Consider the following 14,333-nt stretch of genomic DNA (forward strand, 5'->3'; position numbering starts at 1 on the left):
TGCCATGAATTTCCCAAGACTCTGAAGGATCGCCCGTGAGCCAGTCCCTGATCACCGCCCTGCAAAACCCGGCCCTATACCCCCATCCAGTCGAAGCGTTTCAAGTCATCGAGACCCATATTTCATGGGTGATACTGACCGGCCCCTACGCCTACAAACTGAAGAAGCCAATGAACTTCGGCTTTCTGGACTTCACCGACCTGAAGGATCGCGGTCATTTCTGCCGGGAAGAGCTGCGCCTCAACCAGCGCCTTACCCAAGATTTGTATCTTGAAGTGTTGCCAATTACCGGCACTGCCGAAGCACCGCAATTGGGCGGTGAAGGCCCGGTGATCGAATACGCGCTGAAAATGCGCCAGTTCCCACAGAGCCAGCTGCTCAGCACCCTGCAAGCCAATGGCGAGTTGACCAGCGCGCACATCGATGAAATGGCCAAGCAAATCGCGCACTTTCATCTCACGGCCCCCAAAGTCCCCCAAGATCACCCGGCCGGCACCCCAGACGAAGTGATGGCGCCCGTACGGCAAAACTTTGAACAGATCCGCCCACTCCTCAGCGACAAGGCCGACCTGGTGCAACTTGAAGCCCTTCAAGCCTGGGCCGAAAGCAGCTTCGAGCGCCTCAAGCCCCTACTTGCACAACGCAAGCTCGATGGTTTCACCCGCGAGTGCCACGGTGATATCCACCTCGGCAACGCCACCCTGATCGATGGCCATGTGGTGATCTTCGACTGCATCGAGTTCAACGAGCCGTTCCGCTTCACCGATGTGTATGCCGACACCGCCTTCCTGGCCATGGACTTGGAAGACCGCGGCCTCAAATCCCTGGCGCGCCGTTTTATCAGCCAATATCTGGAACTGACCGGCGACTATCGCGGCCTTGAAGTACTGAACTTCTATAAAGCGTACCGTGCACTGGTACGGGCCAAGGTTTCGCTGTTCAGCATGCCAAGCGAAGCAGACCCGGTGCGCCGCGCCACCACCCTGCGCCAGTACCGCAACTATGCCAACCTGGCAGAAAGCTATAGCACCATTCCCTCACGTTTCCTGGCCATTACCCATGGCGTGTCAGCGGTCGGCAAAAGCCATGTAGCAATGCGCCTGGTGGAAGCGCTGGGTGCCATTCGCCTGCGCTCGGACGTGGAACGCAAGCGCTTGTTTGGCGAGCAACAAGTGGAAAACACCCCACAGGCCGGCATCTATGCCGCCGATGCGAGTGCAAAAACCTACGCGCGCCTGAACGAGATGGCCGATACCATCCTGCGGGCCGGCTTCCCGGTGGTGCTGGATGCCACCTTCTTGAAGCGCGACCAGCGCGACGCCGCGGCCAAGGTCGCCGAAGCGACCGGCGCGCCCTTCCTGATCCTGGACTGCAACGCACCACAAGCCGTCATCACCAGTTGGCTGGCTCAACGTCAGGCCGATAAAAACGACCCTTCCGACGCCACCCTGGCTGTTATCGAAGAACAGCAAGCCCATCGCGACCCACTCACGGCCGAGGAGCTACTCCTGAGCAAGCGCGTCGAAACCAATGAAAGTGGGACACTGGACGCATTGGTAGCGCACATCCGTCAGCGCCTGCCGGGTTTGTAAGAAAAAATTCTTGGCTGCGTCGTCGTCTTCGGCGCGCAACCAGGGAATAGTGGCACTATAATGGCGTCATAAATCCAACAGGTATCGACATCATGAGTCAGCCGAAGCTTCTCGATACACCGCTCTACTCGCTCCTGCATAAAGACGATATCCGAGGCTTCAATCAGGAACGTCCCAAAGACGGCGTTATCGACATGCGTGGTGGCGACTTCCGAGGTTTGGACCTGCGTGACCTGAACGCCGCAGGGGTAGATTTCACCGACGCGTACTTCCGCTCTGCCGACTTGCGCGGCCTGGACTTGCGCGACTGCTCACTGGAGGGCGCCAGCCTGGCCCATGCGCAGATTTCGGGGACCTACTTTCCGCCTGAATTGACTGCCGATGAGATCCTCATGTCGGTCAACTTTGGCACGCGCCTGCGCTACCGCACCAAGTAATCCCCTGCCCCCAACCCCGGCTGCGCATACAGCGTGCCGGGGCTTCACGCCTGCCCGCCGTCAAAAACCTCGCCCCATTCTTATAAGCTTTTGCGCCGTTCCTGGCCAAAGAACTACGCTTTTCCTACTGAACGCTACACTCCTTTCAGACTTGCCTGGTCACGATACCCACCGCACCATTCGGCCGTCGCAAGGAGGCTTGATGAACGATGAGCTGCAACACCTTAAAAACCTTGGCAAGACGTCGGCGCAGTGGCTGCATGCGGTGGGTATCCACAGCGCATCCGACTTGCGCCGCCTGGGAGCTGTGGATGCTTATCGAGCGGTACGCACCCGAGGGTTCCGCGCATCCAAAGTATTGCTGTATGCAATCGAAGGGGCATTGATGGATGTGCACTGGAACGACCTCCCTGCCGAGCGCAAGGAAGCGTTGAACCGTCAATTGGACGCTATTTCCACACGCCAGAAAAATTAGACCGGCAAGCCCATACAGTATCTACAGGCTTTTCGAACGCGTGTTTGAGAAAAGCACGAGAGCCAACAAAAACAAATGTTGACTCTCAAATGAGAATCGTTATGATTATCACAACTGGTCGCGAGATCAGCCGATAACTGAAAGACCATTGGTTCGGACTCTCAGATTATCTCCTCATCAGGCTAATCACGGTTATTTGACCCGGCTTTTGCCGGGTCTTTTTTTGCCTGCGAAAAGACGCTGACAACCACCCCGACTTCAACGCGCGATAATTAACGGATGCCCACGCTCCGGGTGGAGCTGCACCAATACATCCAAACCGAATACCGCTTTAAGCGGCTCAGGTCGCATCACCCGTGCCGGCGTGTCCAGTGCATGCGGACGCCCTTGGGACAGCAACAAGATCCGGTCACAGTAACGCGCCGCCAGATTCAGATCATGGAGAATCACCAGCACAGCCGCGCCCCGATCGGCGAATGTCCGTATCGCCTGCAAGGTGGTGTGTTGGTGCAAGGGGTCCAGCATAGACGTCGGCTCATCCAACAACAACGTCTGCCCCTCCTCGCCCGGCCACAATTGCGCCATGACTCGCGCCAAATGCACACGCTGGCGTTCGCCGCCCGACAAGGCCAGGTAGCTGCGGCCGCTCAAATGCCCGACATCCGCGGCCTGCAGCGCTGCCTGGATAATCTCCTCATCACGCACCCGTCCAGTCTGATGGGGCAAGCGCCCCATGCCTACCACCTCTTCGACGCGGAAGGCGAAGTCCAAGGTCGAACTTTGCGGCAATACCGCCAGGCGCTGGGCGCGCTGCGATCCGCTCCAGCCCTTCAGCTCCTGCTGATCCAGCCATACCTTGCCCTGATCCGGCGGCAGTTCACCACACAACGCCCCCAGCAATGTGCTCTTGCCAGCACCATTAGGCCCCAGCACACCGAGCACCTGACCCGGCAACAGGTCCAGGCTGACGTCCGCCAGCACGATTTTGCGAGCACGCCGTATCTGCAGCGCCTCCACCCGCAACATCAGGCGCGCCCTCGCAATAACAGATAAAGAAAGAACGGCGCGCCAATAAACGCCGTCACGATGCCGATCGGCAATTCAGCCGGCGCCAACGCCAAGCGGGCGACCAGATCCGCCAACAGCAGCAGGCTCGCACCTGCCAATATCGAGGCTGGCAACAACACCCGATGATCCGGCCCCGCCAGCAATCGCACCAAGTGCGGCACGACCAGCCCGACAAACCCAATCATTCCCGCTGCCGCCACGGCCGCTCCCACGCCGAGGGCCGTGCAAAACACCAATTCGCGCTTGAGGCGCTCTACATCAACGCCCAAGTGACTGGCTTCGGACTCACCAAGCAACAGCGCATTCAACGCCTTCGCCCGGCGCGGCAACCACAGCGCCACACCGGCGGTCACCAGCAGCAACGGCCACAGGCGCGAGTAGCTGGCGCCATTGAGACTGCCGAGGTTCCAGAAGGTCAGGGTCCGCAGGGTGGCGTCATCCGCCAGGTAGGTGAACAAACCCACCGCCGAGCTGGCGAGGGCTGTCAGCGCGATGCCGGCGAGCAGCATCGTCGCGACGTTAGTCTGGCCGTTGCGCCGCCCCAGCCGGTAAACCAGCGCCGTGACGCCAAGCCCACCGAGAAACGCACACAGCGATAATAGATAGGGGCCGAACGCGTCCGGCAAACCGCCGAAGAACGAACCACCGACAATGGCGATGGCCGCCCCCAGCGCAGCACCGCTGGAGACCCCGACCAAACCCGGATCCGCCAACGGGTTGCGAAACAAGCCCTGCATCGCCACGCCTGACAATGCCAGCACGCCCCCCACTGCCAGGCCCAGCAACGTCCGCGGCAAGCGAATTTGCCCCAGGATCAACTCCGCCTGCTCCAATCCCTGTGCCTCGATCGGCACGCCTACCAAGCGCAACGCCGCCTTGAGCGTATCCAACAGGGGCAAGCTGACCGGCCCCAGGGCCAATGAAAGCCAGATCGCCAGTGCACACAGCAGCGCCAGCCCGATAAACAGGGCTCGCGGCTTGACCAGGGTGGTCATGGGGCCGGTTTAGCCTGGGATGGATAGAAGCCGGCGGACAACGCCGACAGGCTTTGCGGTAAACGCGGCCCGAGCCCGCCCACCAGCAGCGTCGGGTCCAGCTCAATTACCCGCCCATTCCTGGCCGCCGGGGTGGAAGCCAGTATCGGGTTCTCCTTGAACAGCGCAGCCCGTGCCGCATCGCCGCTGAGGGCGCGATCAGCGAACACCAGCACTTGCGGGCTCAGCCCCGCCAGCGACTCCACGGAAAACGGCTTATAGCCAATATGGGTTGCCAGGTTGCGCCCACCGGCCTGCCGCAGCATCCAATCAGCGGCAGTGTCCTTGCCGGCGATCAACGGCTTGCCACCCGCATTACCGAGCAGCAGCAACACACCCGGCGCCTTTTGCGTGGCCTGCGCCTGGGCAACCCAACTTTTCTGCCGACCAAGGGCCTGCTCGTATCCCACAAACAACTCGCGGCCCTTGGCCTCAGTGCCCAGCAACGTGCCCAGGCGCTCAAGGTTAGCCTTCAAGGCAGGCAAATCCGGTTGCGCCGAGAACATCTCCACCTGCACACCCGCACCGCGAATCTGCGCCAGAACCGGCGGCGGCCCCATCTCTTCAGTGCCCACCAGGATCTGCGGACGCAGGCTGAGAATGCCTTCAGCCGACAATTGCCGCTGATAGCCGATGCTTGGCAATGCCTTGAGGGACGCCGGATGCTGGCTGGTCGTATCGACGCCCACCAACTTCGATTCACCGCCCAGGGCCACGACCCACTCAGACAAGGCCCCACCGGCACTCACCCAGCGCTGGGGCAGTTCAACGGCGCATGCCACGTGATTGACCAGCAGTCCGACAACAAGCGCAATAGCGCTGGCACTCAGTCGCATAACAGGGTTTCCTTCCAAGGGCGCGGCCACTGAGCCACTCATCGATGTGACAGGTCATCTCTGCCAGGCATCGTACTGAGCGCCCAGCCAGTCATCGTGCGAAGCTGGCATTTGATAATTGTTTGCATTTGAACGTCAAGGCACTTAAGGATTGAAATGAAGTTTCTCTGCCCTTCCGACACCCTCGCCCCCAACAGCAGCCTCGGTTTTGATATCGACGGCTGCAAGCTGCTGGCCGTGCGTCGGGACGGCGTTGCCTACTTCTACGTCAACCGCTGCCCCCATCGCGGCATTCCACTGGAATGGCAGCCCGACCATTTCCTCGACGCCAGCGCCAGCCTGATCCAGTGCGCTACCCACGGCGCGCTGTTCCTGATCGAGAGCGGCGAGTGCATCGCCGGCCCCTGCGCCGGTCAAAGCCTCAAGGCCCTGGCCGGTCGAGAGGACGCACACGGTTTGTGGGTAGAACTCTAGTCGCCAAGCAGCACGTCCAGCCGGCGGTCCACGCAAATTTCCTCGGACGTAACACGTACGCCATACGCCAGCACCTCCACGCCCGCCGCCTTGGCTTCTCGCAGGGCGGCAGCATAGGCGGCGTCGATTTCCGCGGCCGGGCGCACGGCCTCAATGTCCGAGAGATTGACGCAATACAACTGCACCGCGCGTACACCGTCCCGGGCCAAGTAGGCCAACTCCCGCAGGTGTTTCGCGCCACGCTGGGTCACTGCATCGGGAAAAGCCGCAATCGCCGAGCCGTCAAAACCCAGCGTCACGCTTTTGACTTCGACATAGGCCGCGCCATCGGGGTAATCCAGGCGAAAGTCGATACGGCTTTTCTCCTGACCGTAAGGCACCTCACGCTTCAACGCAGTAAAGCCGTTCAGTTCAGTAATTACCCCCGCACGCAGCGCCTCCTCGACCAACTGGTTGGCGCGGGCGGTATTGACGCAGGCCAGGCGGCCCTGTGGCGTTTCGGCGATTTCCCAAGTCCCGGGCAGCTTGCGCTTCGGATCATTGGAACGACTGAACCAAACCTGCCCGCCTTCCACCATGCAATTGAGCATCGAACCGGTATTGGGGCAGTGAATGGTGAGCAACTCACCGGTAACGGTTTCGATATCGGTTAGGAAACGTTTGTAACGCCGGATCAACCGAGCTTCTTCGAGGGGAGGATGAAAGCGCATCAGCCTTGCCAACTCTGCAAGCCGCGGGCGATCCGTTCGACAGCTTCCTGTAGTCGATCAAGATTTTGCGTGTAGGCAAAGCGCACATGATGGCTGGCTTTATAACGGCCGAAATCCAAACCGGGCGTAAACGCGACATGCTGGGTTTCCAGGAAATGACGGCAGAACGCGAAGGCATCGCCGCCGAACGCGCTGATATCCGCGTACAAATAGAACGCACCTTCCGGCTCTATCGCAATGCCGAACCCCAACTCACGCAGTGCCGGCAGCAGGAAGTCCCGACGTCGACCGAATTCGGCGCGCCGCGCTTCCAGAATGCTCAGGGTTTGCGGGGTGAAACAAGCCAAGGCAGCGTACTGCGCCATGCTCGGTGCACTGATGTAGAGGTTCTGCGCCAGCTTCTCCAACTCGCCCACCGCATCGGGCGGCGCCACCAGCCACCCCAGGCGCCACCCGGTCATGCCGAAGTACTTCGAAAAACTATTGAGGACGAAGGCATCGTCGTCGACCTCCAGCACGCTGGCGGCATCGGTGCCATAGGTGAGGCCATGGTAGATCTCGTCCACTACCAGGTGGCCGTTACGTGCCTTGATCGCATTCGACAACCCGGACAATTCGTCACGCGTGAGGAGAGTGCCTGTCGGGTTGGCCGGAGACGCGACCAGTGCACCCACGCTGTCCTCGCTCCAGTGCCTGGCCACCAACTCGGCGGTCAATTGATAGCGAACATCGGGGCCCACCGGTACCAACTGCGCCGCGCCCTCGACCAGGCGCAGGAAGTGCCGGTTGCATGGATAGCCGGGGTCTGCCAACAGCCAGTGCTTGCCTGGATCCACCAGCAGACTGCTGGCCAGCAACAATGCGCCGGAGCCACCAGGCGTGATCAGGATGCGCTCGGGATCGACGCTCAAGCCATAGCGTTGCTGGTAGAAGCCACTGATGGCCTGGCGCAGTTCCGGCAGGCCACGGGCGGCGGTGTAGCGGGTCTTGCCACTGGCCAGTGCGGCTTGGCCAGCCTGGATGATCGGTTCGGCAGTGGTGAAGTCCGGCTCGCCGATTTCCAGGTGGATCACATCATGGCCAGCCGCCTGCAACTCGTTGGCTCGCGCCAGCAACGCCATGACATGAAAAGGTTCGATGGCGCGACTGCGCGCACTGTAGGGCTGAGCCATTAGCCTTCCTTAACGTTAAGAACAAAATCAGGATTCTACCGAACCCCCACGCTAAAACATGCTCTATTGCCTGCTCGGCCATTCAAGAAGAGCCCGGCAAGCGCTTGCAGAACGACTAAAATCAATATCCGAGGCGATGCACACCCAACCATGGCGGGCTGCTGCAATTTGCAACCCCTGCGCGATGGGCCTCGACAACCGGGAGTGGCGCACCCTGAATCTATCTGGTAAGTTCGCCCGCTTGCAGCCGCAGGGCCGGCAGGTGTCGGTGACGTTGCAATCCTGCGCAATGGATTAGAAGAGTGAGAGGCGGTCTATTCATGTCCACCCAAGCAAAGCAACAGAGCATCAGCGGCTTCGAACCATACGTAGAGAAGAAAGGTGAAGAGTACATGGGCGAGCCCATGCGCGAGCATTTCACCAAGATCCTTAACAAGTGGAAACAGGACTTGATGCAAGAGGTCGACCGCACCGTCGACCATATGAAGGACGAAGCAGCCAACTTCCCTGATCCGGCCGACCGTGCGAGCCAGGAAGAAGAGTTCGCCCTTGAACTGCGCGCCCGGGATCGTGAGCGCAAGCTGATCAAGAAGATCGACAAGACCCTGCAGTTGATCAAGGACGAAGAATACGGCTGGTGCGAATCCTGCGGCGTCGAGATCGGAATTCGCCGCCTGGAAGCTCGTCCAACCGCGGACCTGTGCGTAGACTGCAAGACCTTGGCTGAAATCAAGGAGAAACAGGTCGGCAAGTAATCCCTGCCGAACTGGACGAATGGGGCGTACAAACGCCCCATTTTTGTTTCTGGCGTTTACCGGTTTTCCAGTAGTATCCGGCCCATGACAGCCTCTACCTATATTGGGCGTTTCGCCCCTACGCCCAGCGGCCATTTGCACTTCGGCTCGCTGGTCGCCGCCCTCGCTTCCTACCTCGACGCTCGCGCCAATCACGGCCGTTGGCTGATGCGCATGGAAGACCTCGACCCTCCCCGCGAAGAGCCCGGCGCCCAGGCGGCCATTCTCCAGGCCCTTGAAAGCTATGGTTTCGAGTGGGACGGCGAACTGGTCCGACAAAGCGATCGACATGATGCCTACGCCAAAGTGCTGAACGATCTGTTCAACCATGGCCTGGCCTACGCCTGCACCTGCTCGCGCAAACAACTGGAACCTTACAACGGCATTTACCCCGGCCTCTGCCGCAATGCCGGGCACGACCAGCAAGATGCCGCCATTCGGTTGCGCGTCCCCGAGTTGGAATACCACTTTATCGACCGAGTACAGGGCGAATTCCGACAACACCTGGGCCGCGATGTAGGCGATTTCGTCATCCGCCGCCGCGACGGCCTCTACGCCTATCAGCTGGCGGTTGTCCTCGACGATGCCTGGCAGGGTGTTACCGATATCGTGCGCGGCGCCGACCTGCTGGACTCCACGCCGCGCCAGTTGTACCTGCAAGAGTTGCTGGGCCTGCGCCAGCCGCGCTATCTGCATGTACCGCTGGTCGTCCAGCCGGACGGTAACAAGCTGGGCAAGTCCTACCGTTCCCCGCCATTGACGAAAGACCAGGCCACGCCTTTGCTGTTAAGAGCCTTGCGTGCCCTCGGCCAGCAACCCGGCGACGAACTGCTCCACGCCAGCCCACGGGAGCTGCTGGATTGGGGCATTCAACAGTGGGATGCCTCGCTGATTCCACGCACACTCACGCTGGCAGAATCGCAGTTGCGCTGAAGGCGCTTGCAGCTTGCCAGCCATCCGTTACCATCGCCGCAGTTTTTCAATCAGAGGCCAACATGTACATCTATCGATTGGTCCTGCTGCTGGTCGTCGGGATCTACCTGTTTTCCCCCGCCATCATGGATTGGTGGATCGACGCCACGGGCGCCTGGTATCGGCCTTATCTACTGTGGCTGATCCTGATCGTCGTGACCTTTATCCTGCAGAGCCAAAAAGATGCCGATGAGCTTTAGCCTCACCCAGATGCTGCTGATCAGTGCCGCCTACCTGGCTGCCTTGTTCGCAGTGGCCTGGATCAGTGAGCGCGGAATGATTCCGCGGGCGATCATTCGCCATCCATTGACCTACACCTTGTCCTTGGGCGTCTACGCCAGCGCCTGGGCGTTCTATGGCACCGTGGGCCTGGCCTATCAGTACGGCTATGGCTTCCTCTCCAGCTACCTCGGGGTGTCCGGGGCATTTCTGCTGGCGCCGGTGCTGCTGTACCCGATCCTGAAGATCACCCGCACCTACCAGTTGTCATCCCTGGCCGATCTCTTCGCCTTCCGCTTTCGCAGTACCTGGGCCGGCGCACTGACCACCATTTTCATGCTGATCGGCGTGTTGCCCCTATTGGCCCTGCAGATGCAGGCAGTGGCCGACTCCATCAGCATCCTCACTCGCGAGCCGGTGCAACATCGCGTCGCCCTGGCGTTCTGCGCGTTGATCACCCTGTTCACGATTTTCTTCGGCTCACGCCATATCGCCACGCGCGAGAAACACGAAGGCCTGGTATTTGCGATCGCCTTCGAGTCGGTGATCAAGCTGATCGCCATCGGCGGCGTTGGCCTCTACGCGCTCTACGGCGTATTCGACGGCCCGCAACAGCTGGAACTGTGGCTGCTGCAAAACCAGACCGCTCTCGCCGCCCTGCACACGCCCTTGCAGGAAGGCCCGTGGCGCACGCTATTGCTGGTGTTCTTCGCCTCCGCGATCGTGATGCCGCACATGTATCACATGACCTTCACCGAGAACCTCAACCCGCGTTCACTGGTCAGCGCCAGCTGGGGTTTGCCACTGTTCCTGCTGTTGATGAGCCTGGCCGTGCCGCTGATCCTGTGGGCTGGCCTGAAGCTGGGGGCCACTACCAACCCTGAGTATTTCACCCTCGGTATCGGCATCGCCGCCAACAGCCCGGCCCTGGCGCTGCTGGCCTATGTCGGCGGCTTATCGGCAGCCAGCGGGCTGATCATCGTCACGACGCTGGCACTCTCCGGCATGGCGCTGAACCACCTGGTGCTACCGCTGTACCAGCCCCCCGCAGAAGGCAATATCTACCGCTGGCTGAAATGGACACGCCGCGCACTGATCGTCGCGATCATCATGGCCGGCTACGGTTTCTACCTGCTGCTGGGTGCGGGGCAGGACCTGGCCAATCTCGGCATCGTCGCGTTTGTGGCCACCTTGCAGTTCTTGCCGGGCGTGTTGTCGGTGCTGTACTGGCCGACCGCCAATCGCCGTGGGTTTATCGCCGGGCTGCTGGCGGGGATCCTGGTATGGCTCGTCACCATGCTGCTACCGCTGGTCGGCAACTTGCAGGGTTTCTACATCCCGCTGCTGAACATGATCTACGTACTGGATGACACCAGTTGGCACATGGCGGCGATTGCCTCGCTGGCCGCCAACGTATTGATGTTCACCCTGATCTCGCTGTTCACCAACGCCAGCCCGGAAGAAACCAGCGCCGCCGAAGCCTGCGCGGTGGACAATGTGCGGCGCCCGCAACGCCGCGAGCTGCATGCGGCTTCGCCCCAGGAGTTCGCCACACAACTGGCCAAACCGCTAGGGGCCAAGGCCGCGCAGAAGGAGGTCGAACAGGCGCTGCGCGATCTTTACCTGCCGTTCGACGAGCGGCGCCCCTATGCCTTGCGCCGACTGCGTGATCGCATCGAGGCCAACCTGTCCGGGTTGATGGGCCCCAGCGTATCCCAGGACATGGTGGAAACCTTCCTGCCCTACAAGGCGGGTGGCGAAAACTACGTCACCGAAGACATCCATTTCATCGAGAGCCGGCTGGAGGATTACCACTCACGCCTCACCGGCCTTGCCGCCGAACTCGATGCCCTGCGCCGCTACCACCGCCAGACCCTGCAGGAACTGCCCATGGGCGTCTGCTCCCTGGCCAAGGACCAAGAGATCCTGATGTGGAACAAGGCCATGGAAGAACTCACCGGTATCGCCGCACAACGTGTAGTAGGTTCGCGCCTCAATACCCTGGGTGATCCGTGGAAAGAACTGCTGCAGGGGTTTATCAACCTGCCCGACGAACACCTGCACAAACAGCACCTGGCCCTCGACGGCCAGACCCGCTGGCTCAACCTGCACAAAGCCGCCATCGACGAACCCCTGGCCCCCGGCAATAGTGGCCTGGTGCTGCTGGTGGAAGACTTGACCGACACCCAGATGCTCGAAGACAAGCTGGTGCACTCCGAGCGCCTGGCCAGCATTGGCCGCCTGGCTGCGGGCGTTGCCCATGAAATCGGCAATCCGATTACCGGTATCGCATGCCTCGCGCAGAACCTGCGGGAAGAGCGCGAAGAAGACGGTGAAATCATCGAGATCAGCGGGCAAATCCTCGAACAGACCAAGCGCGTATCGCGCATCGTGCAGTCGCTGATGAGCTTTGCCCATGCCGGCGCCCACCAGAACCAGGACGAGGCGGTGTGCCTGGCCGAAGTGGCGCAGGATGCCATTGGGCTGCTGGCGTTGAACCGGCGTAATTTCGAAGTACAGTTCTTCAATTTGTGCGACCCGGACCACTGGGTCGACGGTGACTCCCAGCGCCTGGCGCAGGTGTTGATCAATCTACTGTCCAACGCCCGCGATGCGTCCCCTCCCCACAGTGCGGTACGCGTCAAGAGCGAGGCTTTCGAGCACACGGTCGACCTGATCGTGGAGGACGAAGGCAGCGGCATTCCACAGAACATCATGGACCGATTGTTCGAACCCTTCTTCACCACCAAGGACCCAGGTGAAGGTACCGGTCTGGGCCTTGCACTGGTCTATTCCATCGTTGAAGAGCATTATGGACAAATCACCATCGACAGCCCGGCTGACACCGAAAGCCAACGCGGCACCCGTATTCGGGTGACCTTGCCGCGTCATGTCGAAGCGACGTCCGCTGTGAACTGAGACCGTCGAGAGAATTGAATCAATGCCGCACATTTTGATCGTCGAAGACGAAACCATTATCCGCTCTGCCTTGCGTCGCCTGCTTGAACGTAATCAGTACCAAGTCAGCGAAGCCGGCTCGGTGCAGGAAGCCCAAGAGCGGTTCAGCATTCCCACGTTCGACCTGATTGTCAGCGACCTGCGCCTGCCCGGCGCGCCCGGTACAGAGCTGATCAAGCTTGGCCAGGGCACCCCGGTGCTGATCATGACCAGCTATGCCAGCCTGCGCTCGGCAGTGGATTCCATGAAAATGGGCGCGGTGGACTACATCGCCAAGCCTTTCGACCATGATGAGATGCTCCAGGCCGTGGCGCGCATCCTGCGTGACCGGCAGTCGGCCAGCAGCGCACCGACCGAACAGCGCCCCACCGGCAAGGCCGGCGGCGGTGCCGACAAGCCAGGCATCGATAACAGCAATGGCGAGATCGGCATCATCGGCTCCTGCCCACCGATGCAGGACCTGTACAGCAAGATCCGCAAAGTGGCGCCTACCGACTCCAATGTTTTGATCCAGGGGGAGTCGGGGACCGGTAAGGAACTGGTGGCCCGCGCCCTGCACAACCTCTCCAAGCGCGCCAAGGCACCGATGATTTCGGTGAACTGCGCAGCGATCCCCGAATCGCTGATCGAATCCGAACTGTTCGGCCACGAGAAAGGCGCCTTCACGGGCGCCAGCGCCGGGCGTGCGGGCCTGGTGGAAGCGGCGGACGGCGGCACACTGTTCCTCGACGAAATCGGCGAACTGCCCCTGGAAGCCCAGGCGCGTTTACTGCGCGTGCTACAGGAAGGCGAAATCCGCCGCGTCGGCTCGGTACAGTCGCAGAAGGTCGACGTGCGCCTGATCGCGGCAACCCACCGCGACCTGAAGAGCCTGGCCAAGATCGGCCAGTTCCGCGAAGACTTGTATTACCGCCTGCACGTCATCGCTCTCAAGCTGCCGCCGCTGCGTGAGCGTGGTGCCGACGTCAACGAGATCGCCAATGCGTTCCTGCTACGCCAGAGCGCGCGCATCAACCGTACGGACCTGAAGTTTGCCCCGGACGCCGAGCAAGCGATCCGTCATTACTCGTGGCCGGGCAACGTACGTGAGCTGGAAAATGCGGTTGAGCGTGCGGTGATCCTGTCGGAGAGCCCGGAAATTTCCGCCGAGCTGCTGGGCATCGACATCGAACTGAGCGATCTGGACGATGACGACTTCATTGGCCTGGCCCCGCAACAGGGCGGCGGTGGCAATACCAGCCATGAGCCGACTGAAGATTTGTCACTGGAAGATTACTTCCAGCACTTTGTCCTGGAGCATCAGGACCACATGACCGAGACCGAACTGGCCCGCAAATTGGGCGTAAGCCGCAAGTGCCTGTGGGAACGGCGCCAGCGCCTGGGCATTCCACGGCGCAAGACCGGCGTAGCCAGCGAGAGTTGAGGGTGCGCGCCCACAGGTAACACCCTCAGATGTGAAAAAACTGTTACCGCGGATTTTTTGCGTAACAAAAGCCGGGGCTTACGGTAACGAAGCCCCGGCTTTTTTTTGCCCGCAGAAATCAAAAATCAGCTCAACCCCCCGGTTTTGCTGGTCGGCGCAAAAGTTGGCA

At 60.7% G+C, this 14,333-nt stretch carries 14 protein-coding genes; 9 read left to right on the plus strand and 5 right to left on the minus strand.

Translation table 11 applies throughout. The features are described from left to right. Positions 1 to 35: 35 nt before the first annotated feature. The 3 genes from QU606_RS30420 to QU606_RS30430 all read left to right on the plus strand — a co-directional run bounded on the left by QU606_RS30420 (position 36) and on the right by QU606_RS30430 (position 2,504). The gene (locus tag QU606_RS30420; protein WP_304997933.1) at positions 36 to 1,592 is read left to right on the plus strand and encodes a bifunctional aminoglycoside phosphotransferase/ATP-binding protein; all 1,557 of its coding nucleotides are present in this window, start codon (positions 36 to 38) and stop codon (positions 1,590 to 1,592) included. Between the two features lie 92 nt (positions 1,593 to 1,684). Next, a complete protein-coding gene (locus QU606_RS30425; protein WP_024077411.1) occupies positions 1,685 to 2,029 on the plus strand; it encodes a pentapeptide repeat-containing protein in 345 nt (114 codons plus the stop codon). A gap of 202 nt (positions 2,030 to 2,231) precedes the next feature. Then, positions 2,232 to 2,504, plus strand: coding sequence for a TfoX/Sxy family protein (locus QU606_RS30430; RefSeq protein WP_024077412.1), 273 nt, complete (start codon positions 2,232 to 2,234; stop codon positions 2,502 to 2,504). A gap of 258 nt (positions 2,505 to 2,762) precedes the next feature. Here QU606_RS30430 and QU606_RS30435 read toward each other — a convergent pair whose 3' ends face one another. The 3 genes from QU606_RS30435 to QU606_RS30445 are packed head-to-tail and all read right to left on the minus strand — an operon-like array spanning position 2,763 to position 5,442. Further along, on the minus strand, positions 2,763 to 3,530 hold the full coding sequence (locus QU606_RS30435) for a heme ABC transporter ATP-binding protein (protein WP_304997934.1): 768 nt from the start codon (positions 3,528 to 3,530) through the stop codon (positions 2,763 to 2,765). Next, complete coding sequence (locus QU606_RS30440) at positions 3,530 to 4,567, minus strand: iron ABC transporter permease (RefSeq protein ID WP_102623718.1); 1,038 nt, start codon at positions 4,565 to 4,567, stop codon at positions 3,530 to 3,532. The genes QU606_RS30435 and QU606_RS30440 overlap by 1 nt, the downstream gene beginning before the upstream one ends. Beyond that, a complete protein-coding gene (locus QU606_RS30445) occupies positions 4,564 to 5,442 on the minus strand; it encodes a hemin ABC transporter substrate-binding protein (RefSeq protein WP_069077019.1) in 879 nt (292 codons plus the stop codon). The genes QU606_RS30440 and QU606_RS30445 overlap by 4 nt, the downstream gene beginning before the upstream one ends. 156 nt (positions 5,443 to 5,598) lie before the next feature. Between QU606_RS30445 and QU606_RS30450 the strand changes: the two genes are divergently transcribed. Beyond that, the gene (locus tag QU606_RS30450; RefSeq protein WP_304997935.1) at positions 5,599 to 5,916 is read left to right on the plus strand and encodes a Rieske 2Fe-2S domain-containing protein; all 318 of its coding nucleotides are present in this window, start codon (positions 5,599 to 5,601) and stop codon (positions 5,914 to 5,916) included. Here the strand turns inward: QU606_RS30450 and sfsA are convergent. After that, the gene (gene sfsA, locus QU606_RS30455; protein WP_168233241.1) at positions 5,913 to 6,626 is read right to left on the minus strand and encodes a DNA/RNA nuclease SfsA; all 714 of its coding nucleotides are present in this window, start codon (positions 6,624 to 6,626) and stop codon (positions 5,913 to 5,915) included. The genes QU606_RS30450 and sfsA overlap by 4 nt on opposite strands. After that, complete coding sequence (locus QU606_RS30460) at positions 6,626 to 7,798, minus strand: pyridoxal phosphate-dependent aminotransferase (RefSeq protein ID WP_024077418.1); 1,173 nt, start codon at positions 7,796 to 7,798, stop codon at positions 6,626 to 6,628. Before QU606_RS30460 ends, sfsA begins: the two co-directional genes overlap by 1 nt. A gap of 320 nt (positions 7,799 to 8,118) precedes the next feature. Between QU606_RS30460 and dksA the strand changes: the two genes are divergently transcribed. From dksA to QU606_RS30485, 5 genes are all read left to right on the plus strand, one after another. Continuing rightward, on the plus strand, positions 8,119 to 8,553 hold the full coding sequence (gene dksA, locus QU606_RS30465; RefSeq protein ID WP_041161025.1) for an RNA polymerase-binding protein DksA: 435 nt from the start codon (positions 8,119 to 8,121) through the stop codon (positions 8,551 to 8,553). Between the two features lie 84 nt (positions 8,554 to 8,637). Further along, a complete protein-coding gene (gene gluQRS, locus QU606_RS30470; RefSeq protein WP_024077420.1) occupies positions 8,638 to 9,525 on the plus strand; it encodes a tRNA glutamyl-Q(34) synthetase GluQRS in 888 nt (295 codons plus the stop codon). A gap of 62 nt (positions 9,526 to 9,587) precedes the next feature. Further along, on the plus strand, positions 9,588 to 9,764 hold the full coding sequence (locus QU606_RS30475; protein WP_003176118.1) for a hypothetical protein: 177 nt from the start codon (positions 9,588 to 9,590) through the stop codon (positions 9,762 to 9,764). After that, positions 9,748 to 12,702: a sensor histidine kinase gene (locus QU606_RS30480; RefSeq protein WP_024077421.1), complete on the plus strand. Its 2,955-nt coding sequence runs from the start codon at positions 9,748 to 9,750 to the stop codon at positions 12,700 to 12,702. The genes QU606_RS30475 and QU606_RS30480 overlap by 17 nt, the downstream gene beginning before the upstream one ends. Before the next feature lie 22 nt (positions 12,703 to 12,724). After that, on the plus strand, positions 12,725 to 14,164 hold the full coding sequence (locus tag QU606_RS30485) for a sigma-54 dependent transcriptional regulator (RefSeq protein WP_024077422.1): 1,440 nt from the start codon (positions 12,725 to 12,727) through the stop codon (positions 14,162 to 14,164). The last annotated feature ends 169 nt before the right edge of the window (positions 14,165 to 14,333 follow it).

The organism is Pseudomonas sp. OVF7 (genome assembly GCF_030644265.1).
Classification (GTDB): domain Bacteria; phylum Pseudomonadota; class Gammaproteobacteria; order Pseudomonadales; family Pseudomonadaceae; genus Aquipseudomonas; species Aquipseudomonas gorinensis.